At 54.2% G+C, this 23,995-nt stretch carries 19 protein-coding genes; 12 read left to right on the forward strand and 7 right to left on the reverse strand.

Annotated elements, in window-relative coordinates:
• The first annotated feature begins 174 nt into the window (after positions 1-174).
• The 3 genes from AC07WB_RS02155 (at position 175) to AC07WB_RS02165 (ending at position 2,712) form a co-directional block, all read left to right on the forward strand.
• Positions 175-468, forward strand: coding sequence for a co-chaperone GroES (locus AC07WB_RS02155; protein WP_008104420.1), 294 nt, complete (start codon positions 175-177; stop codon positions 466-468).
• A 46-nt stretch (positions 469-514) separates the two neighbouring features.
• Positions 515-2,167, forward strand: coding sequence for a chaperonin GroEL (gene groL, locus AC07WB_RS02160; protein ID WP_097095131.1), 1,653 nt, complete (start codon positions 515-517; stop codon positions 2,165-2,167).
• A 197-nt stretch (positions 2,168-2,364) separates the two neighbouring features.
• A complete protein-coding gene (locus AC07WB_RS02165; protein WP_008104416.1) occupies positions 2,365-2,712 on the forward strand; it encodes a DUF4156 domain-containing protein in 348 nt (115 codons plus the stop codon).
• A 37-nt stretch (positions 2,713-2,749) separates the two neighbouring features.
• On the opposite strand, the gene epmB is transcribed toward AC07WB_RS02165, so the two are convergent.
• Positions 2,750-3,778: an EF-P beta-lysylation protein EpmB gene (gene epmB / locus AC07WB_RS02170; RefSeq protein WP_494939967.1), complete on the reverse strand. Its 1,029-nt coding sequence runs from the start codon at positions 3,776-3,778 to the stop codon at positions 2,750-2,752.
• 42 nt (positions 3,779-3,820) lie between these two features.
• Between epmB and efp the strand changes: the two genes are divergently transcribed.
• Positions 3,821-4,387, forward strand: a complete 567-nt coding sequence (gene efp, locus AC07WB_RS02175; protein ID WP_034826669.1) for an elongation factor P — start codon at positions 3,821-3,823, stop codon at positions 4,385-4,387.
• 146 nt (positions 4,388-4,533) lie between these two features.
• A complete protein-coding gene (locus AC07WB_RS02180) occupies positions 4,534-4,668 on the forward strand; it encodes an entericidin A/B family lipoprotein (protein WP_007886592.1) in 135 nt (44 codons plus the stop codon).
• Positions 4,669-4,705: 37 nt separating this feature from the next.
• Here AC07WB_RS02180 and AC07WB_RS02185 read toward each other — a convergent pair whose 3' ends face one another.
• Positions 4,706-5,230, reverse strand: coding sequence for a lipocalin family protein (locus AC07WB_RS02185; RefSeq protein WP_097095128.1), 525 nt, complete (start codon positions 5,228-5,230; stop codon positions 4,706-4,708).
• Positions 5,231-5,377: 147 nt separating this feature from the next.
• On the opposite strand from AC07WB_RS02185, the gene epmA reads away from it, so the two are divergent.
• Entirely contained in the window at positions 5,378-6,355 is a 978-nt protein-coding gene (epmA, locus tag AC07WB_RS02190; RefSeq protein WP_097095127.1) for an elongation factor P--(R)-beta-lysine ligase, read from the forward strand.
• A gap of 23 nt (positions 6,356-6,378) precedes the next feature.
• On the opposite strand, the gene degS is transcribed toward epmA, so the two are convergent.
• The 3 genes from degS to zapG all read right to left on the reverse strand — a co-directional run bounded on the left by degS (position 6,379) and on the right by zapG (position 9,428).
• Complete coding sequence (gene degS, locus AC07WB_RS02195) at positions 6,379-7,455, reverse strand: outer membrane-stress sensor serine endopeptidase DegS (protein ID WP_097095126.1); 1,077 nt, start codon at positions 7,453-7,455, stop codon at positions 6,379-6,381.
• A gap of 86 nt (positions 7,456-7,541) precedes the next feature.
• Entirely contained in the window at positions 7,542-8,912 is a 1,371-nt protein-coding gene (gene degQ, locus AC07WB_RS02200; protein ID WP_097095125.1) for a serine endoprotease DegQ, read from the reverse strand.
• Between the two features lie 111 nt (positions 8,913-9,023).
• Complete coding sequence (gene zapG, locus AC07WB_RS02205) at positions 9,024-9,428, reverse strand: Z-ring associated protein ZapG (RefSeq protein ID WP_097095124.1); 405 nt, start codon at positions 9,426-9,428, stop codon at positions 9,024-9,026.
• Positions 9,429-9,618: 190 nt separating this feature from the next.
• On the opposite strand from zapG, the gene zapE reads away from it, so the two are divergent.
• From zapE to sspB, 5 genes are all read left to right on the forward strand, one after another.
• Positions 9,619-10,746, forward strand: a complete 1,128-nt coding sequence (gene zapE / locus AC07WB_RS02210) for a cell division protein ZapE (RefSeq protein WP_494939968.1) — start codon at positions 9,619-9,621, stop codon at positions 10,744-10,746.
• A gap of 238 nt (positions 10,747-10,984) precedes the next feature.
• A complete protein-coding gene (gene rplM, locus AC07WB_RS02215) occupies positions 10,985-11,413 on the forward strand; it encodes a 50S ribosomal protein L13 (RefSeq protein WP_007886599.1) in 429 nt (142 codons plus the stop codon).
• A gap of 15 nt (positions 11,414-11,428) precedes the next feature.
• The gene (rpsI, locus tag AC07WB_RS02220) at positions 11,429-11,821 is read left to right on the forward strand and encodes a 30S ribosomal protein S9 (protein WP_007886600.1); all 393 of its coding nucleotides are present in this window, start codon (positions 11,429-11,431) and stop codon (positions 11,819-11,821) included.
• Positions 11,822-12,149: 328 nt separating this feature from the next.
• Entirely contained in the window at positions 12,150-12,791 is a 642-nt protein-coding gene (sspA, locus tag AC07WB_RS02225) for a stringent starvation protein SspA (RefSeq protein ID WP_008104394.1), read from the forward strand.
• 4 nt (positions 12,792-12,795) lie between these two features.
• Entirely contained in the window at positions 12,796-13,287 is a 492-nt protein-coding gene (gene sspB / locus AC07WB_RS02230; RefSeq protein ID WP_345827378.1) for a ClpXP protease specificity-enhancing factor, read from the forward strand.
• Between the two features lie 64 nt (positions 13,288-13,351).
• Here sspB and AC07WB_RS02235 read toward each other — a convergent pair whose 3' ends face one another.
• Both AC07WB_RS02235 and AC07WB_RS02240 read right to left on the reverse strand, forming a co-directional pair.
• Complete coding sequence (locus AC07WB_RS02235) at positions 13,352-15,100, reverse strand: sulfite reductase subunit alpha (protein ID WP_400458118.1); 1,749 nt, start codon at positions 15,098-15,100, stop codon at positions 13,352-13,354.
• A 69-nt stretch (positions 15,101-15,169) separates the two neighbouring features.
• Positions 15,170-20,701 (reverse strand): glutamate synthase-related protein, encoded by a 5,532-nt coding sequence (locus tag AC07WB_RS02240; RefSeq protein ID WP_345827376.1) that lies wholly within the window; start codon positions 20,699-20,701, stop codon positions 15,170-15,172.
• Positions 20,702-21,591: 890 nt separating this feature from the next.
• Between AC07WB_RS02240 and arcB the strand changes: the two genes are divergently transcribed.
• Entirely contained in the window at positions 21,592-23,946 is a 2,355-nt protein-coding gene (gene arcB, locus AC07WB_RS02245; RefSeq protein ID WP_494939969.1) for an aerobic respiration two-component sensor histidine kinase ArcB, read from the forward strand.
• Positions 23,947-23,995: the final 49 nt, after the last annotated feature.

Below are 23,995 nucleotides of genomic sequence, written 5' to 3' on the forward strand. Positions count from 1 at the left end.
GCCGCCTTTTTGCTGCATTTTTCGCCATCTGTTGCAGAAACGAAAATATTTATATTTTTTGCCCTTGAAAGCCCACTTATTGCCCCTATCTCTTCCAGCACGAGGCCGGAAGCCAAGCAGTCCGGTTCTAACCCAAAAAATGAATGATTGGACTTCTCAAAGGAGAGCTATCAAATGAAAATTCGTCCATTGCACGATCGCGTCATCGTCAAGCGTAAAGAAGTTGAAGCTAAATCAGCGGGCGGCATCGTGCTGACCGGTTCAGCTGCCGGTAAATCTACCCGCGGTGAAGTCCTGGCTGTTGGCAAAGGCCGCATCCTGGAAAACGGTGAAGTTAAGCCTTTGGACGTGAAAGTGGGTGATCTGGTGATTTTCAGCGAAGGCTACGGTGCTAAGACCGAGAAAATCGACAACGAAGAAGTTCTGATCATCTCCGAAAGCGACATCCTTGCGGTTGTTGAAGCGTAATTTACGCGTAATTCACTGAACGAAACGAATTTAAGGGATATTTGAAATGGCAGCTAAAGACGTAAAATTCGGTAATGACGCACGCGTAAAAATGCTGCGTGGCGTAAACGTACTGGCAGATGCAGTAAAAGTTACCCTGGGCCCGAAAGGCCGTAACGTGGTTCTGGATAAATCTTTTGGTGCACCGACCATCACTAAAGATGGTGTTTCTGTGGCGCGTGAAATCGAGCTGGAAGACAAGTTCGAGAACATGGGCGCGCAGATGGTGAAAGAAGTGGCCTCTAAAGCGAACGACGCAGCAGGCGACGGCACCACCACCGCAACCGTACTGGCTCAGGCGATCATCACTGAAGGCCTGAAAGCCGTGGCTGCGGGCATGAACCCGATGGATCTGAAGCGCGGTATCGATAAAGCGGTTATCGCTGCGGTTGAAGAACTGAAAACCCTGTCTGTGCCTTGCCAGGATTCACGCGCCATTGCTCAGGTAGGTACCATCTCTGCTAACTCCGATGAAACCGTGGGCACGCTGATTGCTGACGCAATGGATAAAGTGGGCAAAGAAGGCGTTATCACCGTTGAAGAAGGTACCGGCCTGCAAGACGAGCTGGACGTGGTTGAAGGTATGCAGTTTGACCGTGGCTACCTGTCGCCGTACTTCATCAACAAGCCAGAAACGGGTGCCGTTGAGCTGGAAAGCCCGTTCATCCTGCTGGCTGATAAGAAAATTTCTAACATCCGCGAAATGCTGCCAGTGCTGGAAGCCGTTGCGAAAGCCGGTAAGCCACTGCTGATCATTGCAGAAGACGTGGAAGGTGAAGCACTGGCAACGCTGGTGGTTAACACCATGCGCGGTATCGTTAAAGTGGCTGCGGTTAAAGCACCTGGCTTCGGCGACCGTCGTAAAGCGATGCTGCAGGATATCGCTATCCTGACCGGCGGTACTGTTATCTCTGAAGAGATCGGTATGGAGCTGGAGAAAGCGACCCTGGAAGATCTGGGTCAGGCAAAACGTGTTGTTATCAACAAAGACACCACCACCATCATCGATGGCGTGGGCGATCAAGGCGCGATCTCTGGCCGCGTAACGCAGATTCGTCAGCAGATCGAAGAAGCGACTTCTGATTACGACAAAGAAAAACTGCAGGAGCGCGTAGCGAAACTGGCAGGCGGCGTTGCCGTGCTGAAAGTGGGCGCAGCGACTGAAGTTGAAATGAAAGAGAAGAAAGCGCGCGTTGAAGATGCCCTGCACGCGACCCGTGCTGCGGTTGAAGAAGGTGTGGTTGCGGGTGGTGGTGTGGCGCTGGTTCGCGTTGCTGCGAAAATCGCCGCATCTGGCCTGAAAGGTGATAACGAAGATCAGAACGTAGGTATTAAAGTTGCGCTGCGCGCAATGGAAGCACCTCTGCGTCAGATCGTCTCTAACGCCGGTGAAGAGCCTTCAGTTGTGGCTAACAACGTGAAAGCAGGCGACGGTAACTACGGTTACAACGCGCAGACTGAAGAGTACGGCAACATGATCGACTTCGGTATCCTGGACCCAACTAAAGTGACCCGTTCTGCGCTGCAGTACGCTTCATCGGTTGCGGGCCTGATGATCACCACCGAAGCGATGGTGACTGACCTGCCGAAAAGCGACGCACCTGATTTAGGTGGCGCTGGCGGTATGGGTGGCATGGGCGGAATGGGCGGCATGATGTAATTGCCCCTGACGGCTTAAGCCATCTGAAAAACCCTCGATCGGAAACGGTCGGGGGTTTTTCTTTTGCGGGCGAACAAGGTATAAGTAAGGGCGCAATACTTCGGCTTTACGGGTTTAGGGCAATGAATGTTCAGAAAAAAAGTGCGCTTTTCTGCTACGCTGCCGCCCGACACTGATGATAATAAATGGGGATTACAATGCGGATTAACCTCTTGCTCGGACTGGCAGTGGGAACTTTACTGCTGGCGGGTTGCAGCAGCTCCAATCAACTGAGTGCCGGCGGCGAACGCGTGACCTTCGTCGACCAACAGCCAGCCAGCCAATGTCAGCTGCTGGGAACGCTCACTGGCTCACAGAGCAACTGGCTGAGCGGTTCTGGCGGGGAAGGCAGTTCACTGCGCGGCGCGGCAAACGACCTGCGCAATCGCGCGGCGGAAATGGGCGGCAACGTGATTTATGGCGCCACCAGCCCGACGCAAAATCTGCTGTCAGCTTTCGCTCCCCTCGACAGCAAAATGACCGGCCAGGTGTATAAGTGTCCGTAATGTGCCGTCGTAAAAAAAGCCGCGAATGCGGCTTTTTTTATTCCTGACGCAGCTGTAAATCCAGCGGCGTTTTGCTTGGCTCGCCACCAATTTCTCGTGCCAGTTTCGGCACCATATAGCCAGAGACTTTCGCCAGCAGCTGGCGTACCAGGATGCGTGCTTCCTCATCAGAAACAAAGAAATGTGCCGCGCCCTGTACCTTATCCAGCACGTGCAGGTAGTAGGGCAGAATGCCGGCGTCAAACAGTGCGTTGCTGAGATTTGCCAGAATCTGGGCGTTGTCATTCACTCCGCGCAGTAGCACGCTCTGATTGAGCAACATAACGCCCGCCCGCTTCAGCATCTGCATGCCGTGACGTAGCTCATCGTCAATCTCCTGCGCATGATTGATATGGCTTACCATCAATACTTGCAGACGCGTTTCCGCCAGAATCTGACACAAACCTTCGGTAATACGTGCGGGGATCACCACCGGCAGGCGGCTGTGAATGCGCAGGCGCTTCAGGTGGGGAATTTTTTCCAGCGCCGTAACCAGCCATGCCAGCTCGTGATCTTTGGCCATCAGCGGATCGCCGCCCGAAAAAATGATCTCGTCCAGCTCGGGATGCGCGGCGATGTAATCAATGGCCGCTTGCCAGTTGCGCTTGTTGCCCTGGTTATCCTGATAGGGGAAATGACGGCGGAAACAGTAGCGACAATTGACCGCACAACCGCCTTTTACCAGCAGTAGCGCACGATTTCGGTATTTATGCAGCAAACCGGGCACAACACTGCTTTGTTCGTCCAGTGGATCGGTGCTATAACCCGGCGCATCAATAAATTCCTGACGGCTGGTCAATACTTGCAGCAGCAGCGGGTCGGTGGCATCGCCTGGTTTCATGCGTGCGATGAAGGCCCGAGGTACGCGTAAGGCGAAAAGCTTGCGCGCATCAGCGCCTGCGGCCAGATTTGCATGCTGATCCAGAGATAAAAGTTGCAGTAATTCAGCAGGTTCGGTGACAACATCAGCGAGTTGCTGTAACCAATCTTCTCTGACAGGGGGATTTAGGGTTACAATGTGTGCCATTTTTTTGGCTATTTACCAGTTCAATATTTACAGAGGGCCTTTATGGCGACTTATCTTAGCAACGATTTCCGTCCCGGTCTTAAAATCATGTTCGAAGGCGAGCCATATGCCATCGAAGCCAGTGAGTTTGTTAAGCCGGGTAAAGGCCAGGCATTCGCACGCGTTAAAATGCGTCGTCTGCTGACCGGTTCTCGCGTTGAGAAGACCTTCAAATCCACTGACTCTGCCGAAGGCGCAGATGTTCGTGATATGACGCTGCAATATTCTTACAACGACGGCGACTTCTACTACTTCATGCACCCGGAATCTTTCGAGCAGTATCAGATCGAATCTAAAGTGCTGGATGACGTGACCAAGTGGTTGCAGGACAATGCGGATTGTATCGTTACCCTGTGGAACGATAAAGCGATCGCTGTTCAGCCACCGAACTTCATCGAAGCGGAAGTGATCGAAACCGATCCAGGCTTGAAAGGTGATACCGCAGGTACCGGCGGCAAGCCAGCAACCCTTTCAACGGGCGCAGTGATCAAAGTGCCACTGTTCGTGCAGATTGGCGAAGTGGTAAAAGTTGATACCCGCTCTGGCGAATACGTTTCTCGCGTAAAATAATCGTCAAATCAGGCGCATCGGTGATGCGCCTTTTTTCTTCGCTGTGCCTCTGCTTCACTCTTTTCCTGCCGTTGAATCCGCATTTTTCCAAATCAAGACTATGCTTTAAGAGCTGTACTTTTACTGCAACCAAAAAGGATATGGCTATGTTAAAGAAAAGTATTGTCGCGATTTTTTCCGTGCTGGTGCTCTCTTCCGTTCTGACCGCCTGTAACACCACGCGTGGTGTCGGCGAAGATGTTTCGGCGGGCGGTAAGGCAATTCAGCGCAGCGCACAGTAAGATACCCCGGTGTGAAAGCTGCTTTCACACCGGATCTCTATTTCTGTTCAACCCAAATCAGCTCATCTACCGGGAATCCGGCACTTCTGGCCTGTTCGACCAGGCGCTTTTTAACACCTTCATCTAATTGTGGCGTGCGTGAGAGAATCCATAAGTAGCTACGATTCGGGCCGCATACCAGCGCATAGCGATAGTCCGGATCCAGCGCTATCACGTTGTAGCCACCATAGAACGGACCAAAGAACGAGACTTTCAGCGCAGCGCGCTGTTTATCGCCGGTGAAATAGGCTTTGCCAACGCTCTCTTGCCAGCGTTGCTTCTGCTGGTTGAAACCACGATTAACCACTTTCAGGCCACCATCATCGCGCGGGCTATAATTGGCCGTGACCTGCTGTAAACCACGTTCAAAGCGGTGATTAAGACGAGCGATTTCATACCATTGGCCGAGATAGCGCTGGCTGTCGAATCCCTCGACCACCGTAACGCCTTTTGGCGGCGTGGTTGAGCATGCAACTGAGAGGAACGCGCTGAGGCTGGCGACGAGAGTTTTCCATGGAGACATTAGGGGATTCCTTCACAATTTTAATGAGTTAAGTATAGCTGCCCGTTACTAAATTGCTGCTGGCATCCGCTGGCGCTGCGGCGTCGTTGTTTGCCATCGCCAATGCGGGTAGACTTCCACCCCATATTTGTATGAGGAGTCATCAACATGAGCGAAACGGCAAGCTGGCAGCCAAGCGCACCCATTGCCAATTTGTTGAAACGCGCCGCCATTATGGCGGAAATTCGTCGTTTCTTTGCCGATCGCGGCGTGCTGGAGGTGGATACTCCGGCGATGAGCCAGGCGACTATCACGGACATTCATTTGGTCCCGTTCCAGACGCGTTTTGTTGGGCCGGGCGCCGCTGAAGGACGCGATCTGTGGCTGATGACCAGTCCGGAATATCATATGAAGCGCCTGCTGGCAGCGGGTAGCGGACCGATTTATCAAATGGGCCGCAGCTTCCGTAACGAGGAAGCGGGACGTCACCATAATCCTGAATTTACCATGCTGGAGTGGTATCGCCCGCACTACGATATGTACCGCCTGATGAATGAGGTGGACGATCTGATGCAGCAGGTGCTGGAGTGCGATAGCGCCGAGTCATTGTCATATCAGCAGGCGTTTATTCGTCATCTGGAGATCGACCCGCTGTCAGCCGATAAAGCGCAGCTGCGCGAAGTGGCGCAGAAGCTGGGCGAGGGCGAACTGGCTAATCGCGAGGAAGACCGCGATACGCTGCTGCAGCTGCTGTTTATGCTGGGCGTTGAGCCGAAGATTGGTAATGATAAGCCCTGCTTTGTTTATCACTTTCCGGCAACGCAGGCGGCATTAGCGGAAATCAGCACCGAAGATCATCGCGTCGCCGAACGCTTTGAGGTCTATTACAAAGGTATTGAGCTGGCGAATGGTTTCCGTGAGCTGACCGATAGCCGTGAACAGCGTCAACGCTTTGAGCAGGACAATCGTCGCCGTGCCGCGCGTGGCCTGCCGCAGCATCCTATCGATACCAACCTGCTGGACGCGTTGGCACACGGCATGCCTGCCTGCTCTGGCGTGGCGCTAGGTGTTGATCGTTTGATTATGCTGGCGCTGAAAGCCAGCGCGTTGAGCGAAGTGATCGCCTTCCCGGTTGACCGCAGCTAATCCATGGGGGCGCGAAAGCGCCCTTATTGGGTGGTGACTGGGGCGGTGACTTCCGGGAATTCCTGAATGGTAACCGGCAGCGTCATCTTCTTTTCATTGCGTAAGATCTGCACGTCAATGACTGAACCCGGGCGAATTTCAGCCACCTGATCCATCGTTTCCTGCGCTGAAATCGCGGTTCTGCCATTCACCTGCAGCAATACATCATTAGCCTGAATACCGGCGCTATCGGCCGGCCCGCCAGGCGTGACGTTACTGACAATAATGCCTTGTACGCGGTCAAGGTTACTGCCCTGACCGTGCAGCGGCGGCAATTCACGCCCGGTAATGCCGATATACCCGCGAATCACCCGGCCATCACGAATCAGCTTATCCATGATTTTGCTCGCCAGCGCAGTTGGAATGGCGAAACCAATCCCTTCCGGCGTTTCGCCATCGCTGCTTTTATCAAAGGTTAGGGTGTTGATGCCCATCAACTCGCCGAGGGAGTTAATCAGCGCGCCGCCTGAATTGCCCTGATTGATCGAAGCATCGGTTTGCAGGAAGTTTTGCCGTCCGGAAGAGCTCAGGCCAACGCGCCCGGTGGCGCTTATAATGCCCTGCGTAACGGTTTGGCCCAGGTTGTAGGGATTACCGATGGCCATCACTACGTCGCCAATGTGCGCTATGCGTCTGGCATTGATGGGAATGACGGGCAGGTTCGCGGCGCTGATTTTCAGTACCGCCAAATCGGTCATCGCATCGGAACCCACCAGGTTAGCTTCGAAGAAGCGTCCATCCTGCAGCGCCACGATGATTTGGTCGGCATTATTGATAACGTGTTTGTTAGTAAGAATGTAACCTTTGCCGTTCATGATGACGCCGGAACCGAGCGTGGTGATGCCGCGATTGTTGTTGCCGTGAGCACTGCGGTTATAGACATTCACGACCGCGGGCACAGCACGGCGCACACCCTGATTGAAACTGACGGGTGCTTCATCATTGCTATTGTCATGATCAAAGGTGATATCGCTGCCGATACGTAGCGCAGGGATCGCGACAAGCAGTAAGCCAGCCACGATCAGGCCCATCACCACAGAACGCAAAAGTTTAAGAAACATGGTGTTATTTCAGGCAAGGGTTAATCGCAGGGCAGAATAGCATGAGAAAGGCGGACAAACACCTGCTTGTCCGCCTGATGCGAGGATTATCGCAGAAGCAGGTAAATACTCTCGTCGCCGCGCACTATGTTCAGTGCCAGCACCGGCGGTTTCCCTTCCAGCACTTTGCGCATTTCGGCCAGCGAGGTGACGTGATTGCGGTTTACGCCGACAATCACATCGTCCTTCTGCAAACCAACCTGCTCGGCCGGCGTTCCTTTTTCAATCGCATCGACTTTCACGCCCTTATCACCGGCTTTGGTCGCACCGTCGCTCAGTGTGGCGCCCTGCAGCGCAGGCGACATGAGCTGTGCGCTGGCGGTGGTTTGCGCGCTCTGCTCCAGCGTGACGTTAACGGTAATCGGTTTGCCTTCACGTAACAGGCCGATTTTCACACTCTGTCCCGGCGGTGTGGTACCCACTTTCACGCGCAGTTCGGCAAAGCTGGTAATGGCTTTGTCATTGATGGAGGTGATGATATCGCCGGCTTTGATGCCCGCTTTCTCGGCGGCCGATTTCGGCAGCACTTCAGAGACAAAGGCTCCACGCTGCGCGTCGACATTAAAAGCTTTAGCAATATCGGCGGTCATCTCAGTGCCTTTAATGCCCAACTGACCGCGCTTCACTTCACCAAACTGAATCAACTGCTGCGCGAGATTCATTGCCATATTGGCGGGGATCGCGAAGCCAATACCGATATTGCCGCCGCTGGATGCCAGAATCGCCGTGTTGATACCGATCAGCTCACCATTCAGATTGACCAGCGCACCGCCGGAGTTGCCGCGGTTAATCGCCGCATCGGTCTGAATAAAGTTTTCCAACCCTTCCAGGTTCAGGCCGCTACGTCCCAGCGCAGAGATGATGCCGGAAGTGGCCGTTTGGCCGAGGCCGAAGGGATTACCGATAGCAACCGCGAAATCACCCACTTTTAGCGAATCGGAATCGGCAATTTTTACCTGGGTGAGGTTTTTCGCGCCCTCAATTTGAATCAACGCGATGTCGGTTTGCTCATCGTGACCAATAAGCTTAGCGTCGTATTCGTTGCCATCACTCAACTGCACGCTGATTTTATCTGCACCGTTCACCACGTGATTGTTGGTCAGGACGTAGCCTTTCGCGGCATCGATGATCACGCCAGAACCCAACCCTTCAAAAGGCTGAGGCTGAGATTGTCCGGGTGCCTGGCCGAAGAAGCGTTTCAGCGGCTCCGGAATATCCTGCGCCTGCTGGCCGGAATCTGTGCCTTCTACATGCACGCTGACTACCGCAGGCAGAACTTTCTCCAGCATCGGTGCCAGGCTTGGCAATGCTTGTCCTTGAATCTGGGCCGGCAGGGTTGCCAACGCGCCAGGGGCGGCGGCCAGACCCATTCCAATGCTCAAGGCTAATGCGCTCAACAGTCGTGCTTGTTTTTTCATTGCTACAACGCTCTCGCTGCGAAAAGAAAAGGGGATGAAAAAGTGTGACAGTTGTTTGGGGCAAGGGTTCGACAAACAAAAAGGGCACAGCCAAGCTGTGCCCCAAAAGGATTATTTACGCGGTGTGCGATCGCTACCCCGTAACAGGCCGGAAGCACCTTCAGAGTAATCGCGCGGCATTTGTACCGGCGCCTGATCGTTATCCGCTTCGGCTTCCGTTAGCTGGTAGGCAAACGGGTTTTTCTCGCCCGGCAGATTTGGCAGCAGATCGTTAGATCCCTTCGCCATGTGCTGATACAGCTGGCGGTAATCATGCGCCATGTTGTCCAGCAGCTCGGCGCTGCGTGCAAAGTGGTTGGTGAGCTCCTCGCGGTAATCCGCCAGCTCAGCCTTCGATTTTTCCAGCTCATACTGCATGCTACGCTGCTCACGCAGCTTCTTGTTGCCAAAACGCATCACTACCGCGCCGACAATAATGCCAATCACTAAACCAATCAGCCCGTATTCCCAGGTCATAATGACTCCCGTGTAATTTCCGTTGTTTCGTAGGGCATTGCTTCTGTTTCAACATCAACTTCAATAGCAGTCACTATACCCAATAATCTCATGGAAGTGGAACTATCGGGCTGCATCGCTTAGTGTAGAGCGGCCTATTTTTCGTCAACCGACCCGTGAATCGGACTTTTTCAGGGATTCTGAGAGAACCATGCAAACCTCATCTCCGCTTGCACGCTATGAGCAAGCGCTGTCGCAGGGCGAGTTTCGCCCGGATGACGTACAACGAGAAGCGATTACCCGCTTAGATGCCATCCAGCAAGGATTGATTGCTCGCCAGCAACATGTTGAACCGGCAGCAAAAGGCCTGTTTGGACGTCTGTCTAAGATGATGAATAAAGAGAAAAGTGCGAGCGATGCTCCGGTGCGCGGCCTCTATATGTGGGGTGGTGTAGGACGCGGTAAAACCTGGGTGATGGATCTGTTTTTTCAGTCAATTCCTGGCGACCGCAAACTGCGTCTGCATTTTCACCGCTTTATGCTGCGCGTCCATCAGGAACTGACGCAGCTGCAGGGCCACAGCGATCCGCTGCTGATTGTCGCTGACCGCTTTAAAGCTGAAACCGACATTCTCTGTTTTGATGAGTTTTTTGTTTCTGATATCACCGATGCCATGCTGCTCGGCACGCTGATGGAGGCACTGTTTGCCCGCGGCATCTCGCTGGTGGCAACCTCAAATATTCCGCCGGATGAACTCTATCGCAATGGCTTGCAGCGGGCGCGCTTCCTGCCCGCCATTGAACAAATCAAGCGTCATTGCGAAGTGATGAACGTTGATGCCGGTATCGATTACCGTTTGCGTACTCTGACTTCAGCGCACTTGTGGAATTTCCCGCTGAGCGATGCCACCCATGCTGAAATGGAGCGCATGTTCCGTGCGCTGTCCGGTAAAACGCGTGAGGATGCGCCGGTGCTGGAGATTAATCATCGTCAGATGCCAACGCTCGGCGTGCATGACGGCGTGCTGGCGATTAATTTCCTGACTCTCTGCGGCGAAGGGCGCAGCCAGCACGACTATATTGAGCTCTCGCGCCGATTTCACAGCGTCTTGCTGTATGATGTGCCGGTGATGATTTATAAGACCGAAGATCAGGCGCGTCGCTTCCTCGCGCTGGTTGATGAATTCTATGAACGCCACGTGAAACTGGTCGTGGCGGCGGAAACGTCACTGTTTGAAATTTATCAGGGCACACGCTTGAAGTTCGAGTATCAACGCTGCTTGTCGCGTTTGCAGGAGATGCAGAGCGAAGAGTATTTGCGTCTGCCGCATCTGCCCTGATGACGTGGCAGAAATCGCAGGATTTAGATGCAAAAAGGTTCGATCTTTGAGTTCGACTTCTCTATAATCTTGCGACCCCACGTTACAGCATCGGTTTTCTTTCCCAAGAACTCGATGTGATCCGGTAACTCACTTGAAGGGGTGGCTTGCTGGGCAAAATGGTCGTGTGAGCCTCAATCGTTTACTTAGCGTTTGGGATTTCACCAACGTGTAACTTTTTATTTGGGTAAGCTTTTCAATGAAAACTTTTACAGCTAAACCAGAAACCGTACAGCGTGACTGGTATGTTGTTGACGCAACGGGCAAAACCTTGGGTCGCCTGGCGACTGAACTGGCGCGCCGTCTGCGTGGTAAGCACAAAGCGGAATACACTCCGCACGTTGATACCGGTGATTACATCATCGTTCTGAACGCAGAAAAAGTTGCTGTAACCGGCAACAAGCGTACTGACAAGATTTACTATCACCACACTGGCCACATCGGTGGTATCAAGCAAGCGACCTTTGCAGAGATGATCGAGCGCCGTCCTGAGCGTGTGATTGAAATCGCGGTTAAAGGCATGCTGCCGAAAGGCCCACTGGGTCGTGCTATGTACCGTAAACTGAAAGTTTACGCAGGCAACGAGCACAACCACGCGGCGCAGCAACCGCAAGTTCTTGACATTTAATCGGGATTATAGGCAATGGCTGAAACTCAAAACTACGGCACTGGTCGCCGCAAAAGCTCTGCCGCTCGCGTCTTCATCAAGCCGGGTAGCGGTAACATCGTAATTAACCAGCGCTCTTTGGAGCAGTATTTCGGTCGCGAGACTGCACGCATGGTCGTGCGTCAGCCGCTGGAACTGGTTGATATGGTTGGTAAATTTGACCTGTACATCACCGTTAAAGGTGGTGGTATTTCTGGTCAGGCTGGTGCGATCCGTCACGGTATCACACGCGCTCTGATGGAGTACGACGAGTCTCTGCGTTCTGAACTGCGTAAAGCGGGCTTCGTTACCCGTGATGCACGTGAAGTTGAACGTAAGAAAGTCGGCCTGCGTAAAGCACGTCGTCGTCCACAGTTCTCCAAGCGTTAATTGTTTGCTGCTTTGGCAGCGACAATTGGCTCAAAAAACCCGCTTCGGCGGGTTTTTTATTGCCCTTTTTACCAATTATTACCACCAAAAACGCGAGCTTTACCCGCATTTTGCCCGCAAATCATTACGCCTGCCCCACAAGCTGCTTAAAATCTGGTAAACTCACTGTCACTTTGCGCCTGCGAGAAGCAGCGTTGTGCTTGTCGTTCCTGTCGGGAAGGCTGGGCGATGCTTCTAACGCTGACGGTAGGCGAATCTGATGAGCCGGTGAGTCGCCGTGTGGTTGGCTATTCGCAGTATCTTTTTGTGAACAAACTTGGAGGTTTTCATGGCTGTCGCTGCCAACAAACGTTCGGTAATGACGCTGTTTTCTGGTCCGACTGACATTTTCAGCCATCAAGTACGCATTGTACTGGCTGAGAAGGGCGTCAGCGTGGAGATCGAGCAGGTTGAAACGGATAACCTGCCGCAGGATCTGATTGACCTCAACCCGTATCGCACAGTACCTACGCTGGTCGACCGTGAACTAACGCTGTACGAATCACGCATCATCATGGAATACCTCGATGAGCGTTTCCCGCATCCACCGCTGATGCCGGTTTATCCGGTTGCGCGTGGTGAAAGTCGTCTGATGATGCACCGCATTGAGCAGGATTGGTATAGCCTGATGCGCACCATCGAAACTGCCAATGGTGCAGAAGCCGATGCAGCGCGTAAGCAACTGCGTGAAGAGCTGCTGGCAATTGCGCCACTGTTTGCACGTACGCCTTTCTTCATGAGTGAAGAGTTCAGCCTGGTGGATTGCTATCTGGCGCCGCTGCTGTGGCGTCTGCCGCAAATGGGTGTGGATCTGTCTGGCGCAGGTTCTAAAGAGCTGAAAGGCTACATGACGCGCGTATTTGAACGTGACTCTTTCCTTGCGTCACTGACAGAAGCAGAACGTGAAATGCGCCTGCAAGCTCGGGGCTAATAGTATGGAAATGTCGCAACTAACGGCGCGTCGTCCCTATCTGCTGCGTGCATTCTATGACTGGTTGCTGGATAACCAGCTGACGCCGCATTTGGTGGTCGACATTAATCTGCCTGGTGTGCAGGTGCCGCTGGAATATGCGCGCGATGGGCAGATTGTTCTGAACATCGCGCCACGTGCGGTAGGCAATCTTGACCTCGCCAATGATGAAGTGCGTTTCAATGCGCGCTTTGGTGGCGTACCGCGTCAGGTCTCTGTGCCGATGGCTGCGGTTCTGGCAATTTACGCCCGTGAAAACGGTGCTGGCACCATGTTCGAACCGGAACCGGCTTATGAGCTGGCGACGGAAGATCAGGATGGTAGTGGTCAGGAAGAGACGATGATGTCTGTGATTGATGGCGATCGTCCCGATGATGCGACTGACGACGATCACTCGCCAGATGATGAGCCGCCGCCGCCGCGTGGCGGACGACCTTCACTCCGCGTAGTGAAATAAAGCGTCTGAGAGTGTGAAATAAAAACGGGCCGATGATTGGCCCGTTTTTTTATGTCTGCGCGTCTTAGTAGACGTCACGCAGGTAGCGTTTATCTTTCTTCAGCTGATCAATGTAGGCTGCCGCACGCTCGCTGGACAAGCCGCCGAACTGACGAACCACTTCATACAGCGCGGCATCCACATCTTTCGCCATACGTGAGGCATCGCCACACACGTAGAAGTAGGCGCCATCCTGCAGCCAGGCGTATAGCTCCGCGCCTTTCTCCAGCATGCGATTCTGCACGTAAATCTTCTCTTCCTGATCGCGTGAGAAGGCGAGATCGAGGTTTGTTAGCAGGCCATTCTCCTGCCACGCACTCAGCTCTTCTTCATAGATGTAATCATGTGCCTGATGCTGGTCGCCGAAGAACAACCAGTTTTTACCTTGCGCGCCGGTTGCCTGACGTTCCTGCAGGAACGCGCGGAACGGGGCGATGCCGGTGCCTGGACCCACCATGATCAGCGGAGCATTGCCATTTGCCGGCACGCGGAACGCTTTGTTGGGCGAAATGAAGATCGCCGGCTTTTCGCCACGACGAACACGTTCAGCCAGGTAGGTTGAGCACACGCCTTTACGCTCACGGCCGCCGCTGTGATAGCGCACGGAAGCGATGGTCAGATGCACCTGATTTGGATGCGCTTTCGAGCTCGACGAGATGGAGTACGCACGGTGCTGCAGTGGGCGCAGCATGGCAACGAATTCCGGCACTGAGAGGCTGCGCGTCAGCTCAAGCTGCAGCAGATCCAGCGTATCTTTGCCCCACAGCCAAACGGCGAGAGTATCTTTGTCGTCGTGCTGCAAAACGTGACGCAATTCCTGGTTGGTGGTGTGCTGTCCAACCCACTCAATCAGTTTGCGTGATGGCTCAGAGATTTCGAACTGGTGCGTCAGCAGATCGCCAAGGTTGCGATCAAAGCCTGGCACCGGCGTTTCGTAATCCGCTTTCAGTTCGGCCAGCAGCAGTGAAACCAACGCCGCGTCGTTCACCGGGATCACGCCCAGCGCATCGCCGGCTTCATATTTCAAACCACTGTCGGTGAGATCGAATTCAAAGTGACGAATATCTTTAGCCGACTCCTCAGCCGACAGGCGCTTATTGGTCGCCAATGCGGCAGCATAAGGGTTCTGCTTATTGCTGCCCGGAATGACCGGTGCTTCAGGTGCGCTCTCAAGTGCAGTTCCGCTGCTGCCTGCGCTGGCGGCAAACTGCGGCATTGCCGTGCCAATCCACTCGCTGGACGGCTCTTCGAAATCAATATCGCAGTCGATACGATCGGCCACGCGTTTCGCACCGAGCTGTTCCAGACGCATATCGATGAATTTACCCGCCTGGCAGAAACCGTCGTAGCCGGTGTCCCCAATCGCCAGTACTGCAAAGTGCATCTGCTCCAGACGCGGTGCGGTGCTGGCTGAAATCGCCTGCCAAAACAGCTGGGCGTTGTCCGGCATTTCGCCTTCGCCATAAGTCGAGGTGACGATCAGCACGTGACGCATAGTGGCGAACACATCCAGATCCACTTCGCCCAGAGCCTGAACCACCGGCACCAAACCTTTGGCACGCGCGGCTTTAGCGGCAGTTTGCGACAGCGCTTCGGCATTACCGGTTTGTGAACCGAACAGGATATGCAGCTGCGTGTTGGCACCGGCAGCCGGTGCGCTCTGCTTGTCTTCTAATACCAGCAGGCGCGAGTGGAGACCGGCGAGAAAACCCGCCAGCCAATATTTCTGCTCACCGTTAAACGGTGCATCTTCAGGAATGTAAGGAATTTTCATCGGTAAGGCGCTCAATCCTGTTCAATCAAAATATAAAGTCTAAATTACACATGTTCCGTAAAGCTATAATCAGGAAAGTTTCCCGACCGCAGCAGCGATTTCTGGCAGTGCAGCACGTGCAAACAGCTCTTCGAAATCAGGCAGATGGCCAAGAACCTCACGGTTGCAGGCATCCTGATAAATGATCCAGCCATACGTCGCCAGGCTGTCCATGGAGCGAATGTTACGTTGCGTCAATGCCGCTTTATAATCCGCCATACGTTTAGCGGCGATCAGGCTTGCCAGCTCGTCATCGCTATAGCTTTCAATCGCAGAGCGCGCATGACGTTGTAGCTTGCTTATCAGCGCGAAATCTTCGGTCATCAGCAGATTACGCACGGCTTTCTCAACGGCCGGATCTTCCACCGCCGTACCTTTTGGCAGTTTGCCCAACGCCAGCTGCTGCGCGAGGCTCAGCACGGTGTAGTTATTCAGCAGCACAAACATCTCAAGCGTATCGGTCGCGCCGTAGGCCGGTACGGCACCGTTGGCGATGGTTTTACCGTCACGCCACGCCGATTTGAATTTAGCGACCTGATGCGCAGCCAGCGACGTCGACAGCTCTTCGAGCAGATCTTTACGCGATTTTGCTTTCAGGATTTCGGTGCCATCCTGATACAGCAGCAGCGAACGTGGCATCACGTAAACAAAGTGGTGGCACTCGGTTTCCCAGTTCTCCAGCAGCCAGGCAGCGCGCGGTGACTGGGTCGCTTCCAGATGCCAGTTCAGCATGGTTAGCACCGCTTGCTTATGCACCTGCGCCATTTCATCTTCATCGGCGATGGAGCCAAACAGGACTGAATCACCGGCTGCATGTGCCGCCAGCGATCCATAAGGATCGTACTGGTAGGCGAAACCGCCGCTCATGCCGTTGCCAAAGCCTTTACCGAAGGTGCCAAGGTTAAGGATGGCGCCGTTGGTCATGTATTCACAGCAGAAGTCGCCGACGCCTTCAACCACGGCGGTGGCACCAGAGTTACGCACCGCGAAGCGGTCACCCGCCTGGCCCTGTACGAACAGACGACCACCGGTGGCACCAAACAGGGCGAAGTTACCGATCAAGACGTTGCCATCGCTATCCTGTGCGCCGCCGCCCGGTGACATCACCACCAGCTCGCCGCCACACTGACCTTTGCCCACGCCATCGTTACAGGTGCCGTAATGTTTCAGCTGCATGCCGTCGTTGCAGAATGCGCCGAACGACTGGCCGGCAGAACCACTGGTGTTAATCAGCACGGTGGCTGGCGCCAGATAGTGACGACCGCGGTCATCTTTCAGCACCGCAGGCAGCGCTGCCAGCTGCTCTTTAGTGAGCTCGTGGTTCAGCATGCGCTCGATATCAATTGCCAGCTGTCCACCCACGCTCTTGTTACGGTTGTTCAGCGTGATGCCCGCGCCCAGCGCGATTTCACGGCTTGCCTCGCCAACCAGCTGGGTTTTCAGCTCATTGACCCAGCCATCATCCAGCTCAAAATCTTTTTCCAGATAGACCGGCTTAGCAATTTTTTGCTCTGGCACCACGGTTAACATGGCGCGCAGATCCAGTTTGCCGACTTCAAGCGGGTGATCCATCAAATGCAGCAGATCAGAACGGCCACGTGCTTCGCGCAGTGAACGCAGACCGAGGCGAGCAAGGAACTCACGCACTTCCTGCGCCACGTTGATGAAGTACTGCGCCAGCTGACGCGGATCGCCATCAAAAGCTTCGGCGTTGGTGGTTAAACCGGCCGGGCATTTAACGTTACAGTTTTTCGCCATCACGCATTTCAGCATCATCAGCGCGGTGGTACCGAACTCGAAGCTGTCGCCGCCGAGCAGGGCAGATTTGATCACATCACTGCCGGTCTGCTGTGCGCCGGAGCAGCGCAGCTGCACTTTGTCGCGCAGGCCATTGGCGCACAGCGCCTGGTGTACTTCAGCGATGCCGATTTCCGCTACGCGACCGGTATATTTCAGGCTGGTGACCGATGCTGCACCGGTACCGCCGGTGTTACCCGCCACGTTAATCACGTCCGCGCCGGCTTTCGCCACGCCCACGGCGATGGTGCCGATGCCTTCGGATGACACCAGTTTCACAATGACGCGCACGCGTGCGGCTTTGCAGTCGTGGATCAGCTGAGCCAAATCCTCGATCGAGTAAGTATCATGGTGCGGCGGTGGTGAAACCAGCTCAACGCCTGGTGTACCGCCACGTGCTGCCGCGATCTCAACGGTCACTTTCGGTGCCGGCAGCTGGCCGCCTTCACCTGGCTTCGCGCCCTGACCGATTTTGATCTCCAGCTCTTCCAGCATTGGGTCGGCCAGATAAGCTGCCCACACGCCGAAACGTCCAGACGCCAGCTGTTTAATGCGTGAGGCGCGGATGGTACCGTGGCGTGAATAGTGTTCGCCACCTTCGCCGCAGTTGCTCATGCCGCCCACCATGTTGGTACCGTGCGCCACCGCTTCGTGCGCAGGCGCTACCAACGCACCGTGGCTCATGGCACCGGAAGCAAAGGTACGGGTAATTTCGTGTGCCGGTTGAATCTCTTCCAGCGGCAGCGAGGGCAGCGCAGTGAAGATCAGCGACAGATAATCCGCTGCTTTGCCGTAAGCGGTGATGTGCAGAACGCCATCCGCCACATTGCTGCTTTCGATATCGTCGCTGAAGCGCGTTTTCAACGCACGCGACAGTGCTTCGAGGCGCTCATTCTCTGGCTTCAGGCCAGCAATCGCATCGATCAGGCGCAGCTCGAACTGATTCAGGCTGCCATTTACCGCTTCACACTTCAGGCCGCGCGTCGCGAAGCCGTTGTTAACCAGCGAGTAGCGGCCCAGCTTGCGGCCGAATTCCGCTTCGCTATCCACGTGCGTCAAATCGCAAGGCAGCGCGAGGATGTCCCGCAGCGCCGCAGGACGACGTTTACGCTCGGCATGCATCAGGCTGGAGAACTGACGGTAATCGGGCGTGATGGCAAAGCTATCGATAACATCATTCGGGATGCGCTCGAAGCTGCTGTCTTTAAAGGCTTCCGCTTTGATATTGAAAGCATTATCCAGTTTAGCCAGCGTCATCAGGCGAATAAAGTTGTCCTCTTCGCGCTCTTTGTTAGCAAAGCGAATCGGCTGCTCCGTCATATCAATGAAGGTACGTACCGCAATGGTGCCGTACGAATGGCCAGCACCTTCAGCACGCTCTTTGAACAGGCCGAGCAAGGGGACTTCCGCTTCGCCCTGAATTTTCAGCGCACTTTGATGCCAGTCGACCGCCATTTGGGCGATAGCCGGGAAGCCGGCGCCGCCAACTGGGGTTTTGATATTCGGGAAATACTTTTTCAATACCGGATCGTCGGTATTCAGGAAGTTAGGCTCGAAGAACTCGCCGCAGCTGTAGCTCTCAACGGTACACAGGCCCACTTTGCCCATGGTTTTCATTAACGCTTTTTCTGCTGCTTTGGCATAGCGTTTAAAGGCTTTGTTACCTTCTTCGCCTTCACCGAATTTCTCTTCCGCACGCATCTGCACGCCGAGTGGGTAAACGGCAGAAGCGCCGAAGCCCAGCGTTGCCGCGATATGGTGCGAAGAGATGCTCTGGCCGCTTTCTACTACCAGCGATACATCCAGACGCAGACCTTCCTGCACCAAACGTTGGTTAATCGCCGATACCATCAGCAGCATCGGGATCGCCGCGTGGGTTGAGGAGATGTGGCGGTCGGTAATTACCGCGATGCCACCTTGCTGGCGTGCGAAATCAACAACCTGCTGCGCTAAGTCATCAATGGCTTTTTCCAACGCGTTGGCATTAGCTGCGCGGCTGACGATATCTTTGCCGACGACTGGCTCGTACAGCATCTCGAAGCGCGCATAAGGCGCGACGGTTTGTTCGCGCAGGCGCAGCATGTCGAGGTGCGTCAAAATTGGTGTTGGTACGATGATTTGCTGGCCCTTGCTGCGACCCAGGTGCGGTTTCGCACCCAGCGCAACGCGCAGCGTCATGCCGTCCGCTTCACGGATGGAGTCAAGCGGCGGGTTAGTGACCTGGGCAAAGCGTTGCGAGAAGTAGTGCGCCATGCCGCCTTCGTGGTCGGACAGGCCGTTGATGGCGTTGCCGTAACCCATCGCTGAGATCTTCTCAGCGCCGGTTTGCAGCATCGGGTCCATCATGAATTTGAAGCTTTCCTGGTTGTAGTAGTAGGCCACAAAACGCTGATAGGTTTGCAGGTCACCACGATAACGCAGCGGAGAGCCGAGCTGCTCAGCCTGAATTTCTGGCAGATCGGCGAGGTCGACACGCGCTTTACTCAGCAGCGACAGGTAATCCTTCTCCGCCGCCAGTTTTTCCAGCGCTTCCACGGTGGTGTAAGAGCGTTTCTCTTTGTGATCGTAATAGAGCATACCGCCCGCTTCGATACGGCCGCGACGCAGCACGCTTTCCGGAGGGAAGGCGATCTGGCCCGCTTCCGACATGGCTCCGATATATTCCGCCGTTTCAACAGAACGCAGCGGACGTAGACCGAGACGGTCAAGACGGGCACCAATCACTTCGCCATTACCAAAGATCAGCGCGGCCGGGCCATCGTTTTTCTCTTCATATAATGAGAAGTACTCAAGCATGGCGCGCACTTCATTTGAGAGCGACGTATCGTTCTCCCAGGCCGGTGGCATCATGGAAACAACAGCGTTGATCAGGTCGAGATTATCTTCCATCAAACGGCTGTGAATGCTCTGGTCCAGACGTGAGCTGTCGGACTGACCTTTAGGGCGCACAATTTTCTTTCCACGCGCCAACATCAGTGCCGCTTCGGCAATACGGTTTTTGCGATCGGTATTCAGTTCGCCGTTGTGCGCCATCAAGCGGAACGGTTGCGCCATGGTGGTATGCGGATCGGTGTTGGTGGAGAAGCGGGTATGGAAGAACAGCCCGCGCACCTGGTGGTCGGCATCGGTTAAATCTTTGAAGTAAGGAATTACTTCGTTGGAGTTCAGGCGGGCTTTAAATACCTGAGTGCGCGAGGAGAGCGACAGCGGATAAAGGCCGCCGAATTCGCTTTCGGTAAAGGCGCGCGCTTCGATATCCAGCAGCGCGCGATAAATCTGGCGCTCGAATTCCAGTTGGTCAGCCACTTCCTGCGGCGCAGCAAAAACCCATTGTACAATCGGCAGCTGGAATTGCAGGGCAGCCGGGCGCGTCACACTGCCGTCCAGCGGCATATCGCGTTTCACTAATACCGGGAAGTTGTGTGCCGCCAGCGTTTCTTCTACCAGACGTTCAGCGTTAGCGCGCAGTTCCGCGTCTTTGGGCACAAAGAAGTTACCCACGCCAAAACGGCCAGCTTCCAGCGCCAGACCTGTGACCTTGCGGAAGAAGTTCAGGGAGAGATCGACGTTAACGCCAGCGCCATCGCCCACGCCTTCGGCGGACATGCCGCCACGGTGCGGTACCGTGCACAGCGCGCTATGGGCCATCTGCAGGATCTCATGGGTCTGCTCGCCGTCCTTACGGGTAATGAAACCTACACCACAGCTATCACTTCCGGCTGATGGATCATACAAACCATAGGGATTCGGTTTTTGCGTGGACATTGAGAGTCTCCTTAAACTTCTTTTGACATTACCTGCATTTTTTCGCGTACCGCAGCGTGACTGAAGCTGCAAAGGCTGCGGTATCAATTCTTGTGCCGCTCCGTAAAGAGCGGGCGTCGCAACACCGAGCAAAGGCTCTTAAGACACTGTTGTCACGTCCTTAATGAGCTGCTCTTTAATCCGGTCTCTTTCGGGAGATAGCTTGCATCTAGAGGGAGTCTTCTTGCTGCATAGATATGCCGAGACACAGCCCCACCAGGAAAGCTCCCAGTGGAATTCCAACTTATCGGGAAAGCGAACTCAGGTCAAATAGCCAGCTTTGTTGAGGGTAATCTGCTTTTTTAACGATTAACGTGATGATTTATAAGTTTTTTACTCGTAAATTTATGTCAATCTTCCCCTTCCCATTCCCCCAGTAACTTTGAGCCGTCTCACTGTGACCTGTGCCTCTAATATCTAAACAATGCTGGCATCGATGCTTATGGCAGCATTAAATTCTGTTGGGTGCGGCTGATGCACAGCATGTATCTGTTTTTCTTATGGCGTCATATTTGAATCAAAATCACGCTGGCATTAGTAAAATTAATCACGCTACACGTGATTAAAAAATCGTTTAAGTTGAATGGGTATGCAATAAAGGCATGCAGCCATGAGACGACATGACTGCCAGGGTGCTGATTAGCACAGGATGTAGAGAAAAGCGCGACAAAAGTGCGGCCTTTCAGATTATTCAGTTGGCAGAATTAGTCAAGCGCTTTACGCATATAGACGGGAACGTCGGCGAAATCCTGCGGTGGTGCACCATTACAGAGCAAAACTCCTGCGGTGAAGCGGCGCGACGTAGCGATATTTACGCTATCATGGGCCAGATTTCGTTCAGGGAGCTTGTAATGAAACAGATTCGCCTTTTAGCGCAGTACTACGTTGATTTGATGGTCAAACTGGGGCTGGTTCGCTTTTCACTGCTATTAGCGTCGGCGCTGGTGGTGCTGGCGATGGTGGTGCAGATGGCGGTCACTATGGTGCTGCGTGGCCACGTTGAGAGCATTGACGTAGTGCGATCGATATTCTTCGGCCTGTTAATTACGCCCTGGGCGGTTTATTTCCTCTCGGTGGTGGTCGATCAACTGGAAGAGTCGCGCCAGCGCCTGACGAAACTAGTGGATAAGCTGGAAGAGATGCGCACACGCGACCTTGAGCTTAACCAGCAGATGAAAGAAACCATCACGCAGCTGAATCAGGAAATTAACGACCGCATCAAAGCCGAACAGGCGCGTGAGCAGGTGATGGACAAGCTGCGCGAAGAGATGGCGCGGCGCGAGCAGGCGCAAATTGAGCTGGAACAGCAATCCTCCTTCCTGCGCTCTTTCCTTGATGCGTCGCCCGATCTGGTGTTCTACCGCAACATTGATAAGCAGTTCTCCGGCTGCAATCGCGCCATGGAACTGTTGACCGGCATGAGCGAAAAACAGCTGATTGGTATGACGCCACGCGATATTTATGATGATGAAGCGGCAACTAAAGTGCTTGAAACCGATGAGAAGGTGTTCCGTCATAATGTATCGCTGACTTACGAGCAGTGGCTGCAATATCCCGATGGCCGCAAAGCCTGCTTTGAGATCCGCAAAGTGCCATATTACGACCGCGTGGGGAAACGCAGTGGTTTGATGGGCTTTGGCCGCGATATTACCGAACGTAAGCGCTACCAGGACGCGTTGGAGAACGCCAGCCGTGAGAAGACGACCTTTATCTCAACTATCAGCCACGAGCTGCGTACGCCGCTTAACGGCATAGTCGGGCTGAGTCGCATTCTGCTTGATACCGATCTGAATCAGGAACAGCTGAAGTACCTTAAAACTATCCACGTTTCCGCCATCACGCTCGGCAACATCTTTAACGATGTTATTGAAGTGGACAAAATCGAACGCCGAAAAGTGCAGCTGGATAATCAGCCGCTGGATTTCACCGGCTTCCTCGCCGATCTGGAAAACCTCTCTGGACTGTTGGCGCAGCCGAAAGGGCTGAAGTTTGTTATGGCGCCAGAGCTGCCGCTGCCGCATAAAATCTCAGCAGATGGTACACGTCTACGTCAGATTCTGTGGAACCTGATTGGTAACGCGGTGAAATTTACTCAGCAGGGCGAAATCGTGGTGCGCGTTGCCTATCTTCAGGATGAAACACTGCGCTTTGAAGTGCAGGATTCAGGTATGGGCATTCCCCAGGAGGAGCAGGACAAGATTTTCGCTATGTATTATCAGGTGAAAGATCAGCATGGCGGAAAGCCAGCAACGGGCACCGGTATTGGCCTGGCAGTATCACGGCGTCTGGCACAAGCGATGGGTGGCGATATCCGCGTCAGCAGCGTCGCGGGGCAGGGTTCTTGCTTTACCGTTGAGATCAACGCGCCACGTGTTGCTGAAGAGGTTGAGGACGACAATCTGGATGACAGCATGCCGTTACCGGCGCTGCACGTCCTGCTGGTGGAAGATATCGAGCTAAACGTGATTGTCGCGCGTTCAGTGCTGGAGAAATTGGGCTGCAGCGTGGAAGTTGCCATGACTGGCACGGACGCGCTGGCGATGTTCGATCCGCAGGAGTTCGATCTGGTGCTGCTTGATATTCAGCTGCCCGATATGACGGGCCTTGATGTATCGCGCGCCATCCATCAGCGCCATGCTGGCACAACGTTGCCGCCGCTGGTGGCCCTGACAGCAAACGTGTTGAAGGACAAAAAAGAGTATCTCGATGCGGGCATGGATGATGTGCTGAGCAAACCGCTGGCCGTACCGGCGCTGACCGCCATGATCAAAAAGTTTTGGGATTACCAGCCGGAGCAGGAAGAGATCGTCAGCGAGTCGTCGGCCGAGCAATCACGCATGTTGTTGGATGTCCCAATGCTGGAACAATACATTGAATTGGTGGGGCCAGGATTGATTACGCAGAGCTTAACGATGTTTGAGCAGATGATGCCCGGATACCTTGATGTGCTGGATTCGAACATGATGGCGCGCGATCAGAAGGGCATCGCCGAAGAAGGCCACAAGATTAAAGGCGCGGCGGGTTCGGTTGGCTTACTGCACTTGCAACAGCTGGCGAAGCAGATTCAATCGCCGGAATTGCCAGCGTGGTGGGACAATGTCCAGGAGTGGATCGACGAATTAAAACAGGAATGGTTGCAGGACGTGAACGTGTTACGTGAATGGGTTGCTGAGCGAGAGAAATTACAGGAAGTCAGAAAAAAATGACCCCAGTCGAAACTGGGGTGCGCGAATACTGCGCCAACACCAGGGAAAT

The organism is Pantoea sp. GW821-FHT03E06 (assembly GCF_059420725.1).

What these genes read in the sequence shown, in the direction of transcription:
- AC07WB_RS02155 (WP_008104420.1), top strand. Translation starts at nt 175, where the DNA reads ATGAAAATTCGTCCATTGCACGATCGCGTCATCGTCAAGCGTAAAGAA.
- groL (WP_097095131.1), top strand. Translation starts at nt 515, where the DNA reads ATGGCAGCTAAAGACGTAAAATTCGGTAATGACGCACGCGTAAAAATG.
- AC07WB_RS02165 (WP_008104416.1), top strand. Translation starts at nt 2,365, where the DNA reads ATGCGGATTAACCTCTTGCTCGGACTGGCAGTGGGAACTTTACTGCTG.
- epmB (WP_494939967.1), bottom strand. Translation starts at nt 3,778, where the DNA reads ATGGCACACATTGTAACCCTAAATCCCCCTGTCAGAGAAGATTGGTTA.
- efp (WP_034826669.1), top strand. Translation starts at nt 3,821, where the DNA reads ATGGCGACTTATCTTAGCAACGATTTCCGTCCCGGTCTTAAAATCATG.
- AC07WB_RS02180 (WP_007886592.1), top strand. Translation starts at nt 4,534, where the DNA reads ATGTTAAAGAAAAGTATTGTCGCGATTTTTTCCGTGCTGGTGCTCTCT.
- AC07WB_RS02185 (WP_097095128.1), bottom strand. Translation starts at nt 5,230, where the DNA reads ATGTCTCCATGGAAAACTCTCGTCGCCAGCCTCAGCGCGTTCCTCTCA.
- epmA (WP_097095127.1), top strand. Translation starts at nt 5,378, where the DNA reads ATGAGCGAAACGGCAAGCTGGCAGCCAAGCGCACCCATTGCCAATTTG.
- degS (WP_097095126.1), bottom strand. Translation starts at nt 7,455, where the DNA reads ATGTTTCTTAAACTTTTGCGTTCTGTGGTGATGGGCCTGATCGTGGCT.
- degQ (WP_097095125.1), bottom strand. Translation starts at nt 8,912, where the DNA reads ATGAAAAAACAAGCACGACTGTTGAGCGCATTAGCCTTGAGCATTGGA.
- zapG (WP_097095124.1), bottom strand. Translation starts at nt 9,428, where the DNA reads ATGACCTGGGAATACGGGCTGATTGGTTTAGTGATTGGCATTATTGTC.
- zapE (WP_494939968.1), top strand. Translation starts at nt 9,619, where the DNA reads ATGCAAACCTCATCTCCGCTTGCACGCTATGAGCAAGCGCTGTCGCAG.
- rplM (WP_007886599.1), top strand. Translation starts at nt 10,985, where the DNA reads ATGAAAACTTTTACAGCTAAACCAGAAACCGTACAGCGTGACTGGTAT.
- rpsI (WP_007886600.1), top strand. Translation starts at nt 11,429, where the DNA reads ATGGCTGAAACTCAAAACTACGGCACTGGTCGCCGCAAAAGCTCTGCC.
- sspA (WP_008104394.1), top strand. Translation starts at nt 12,150, where the DNA reads ATGGCTGTCGCTGCCAACAAACGTTCGGTAATGACGCTGTTTTCTGGT.
- sspB (WP_345827378.1), top strand. Translation starts at nt 12,796, where the DNA reads ATGGAAATGTCGCAACTAACGGCGCGTCGTCCCTATCTGCTGCGTGCA.
- AC07WB_RS02235 (WP_400458118.1), bottom strand. Translation starts at nt 15,100, where the DNA reads ATGAAAATTCCTTACATTCCTGAAGATGCACCGTTTAACGGTGAGCAG.
- AC07WB_RS02240 (WP_345827376.1), bottom strand. Translation starts at nt 20,701, where the DNA reads ATGTCCACGCAAAAACCGAATCCCTATGGTTTGTATGATCCATCAGCC.
- arcB (WP_494939969.1), top strand. Translation starts at nt 21,592, where the DNA reads ATGAAACAGATTCGCCTTTTAGCGCAGTACTACGTTGATTTGATGGTC.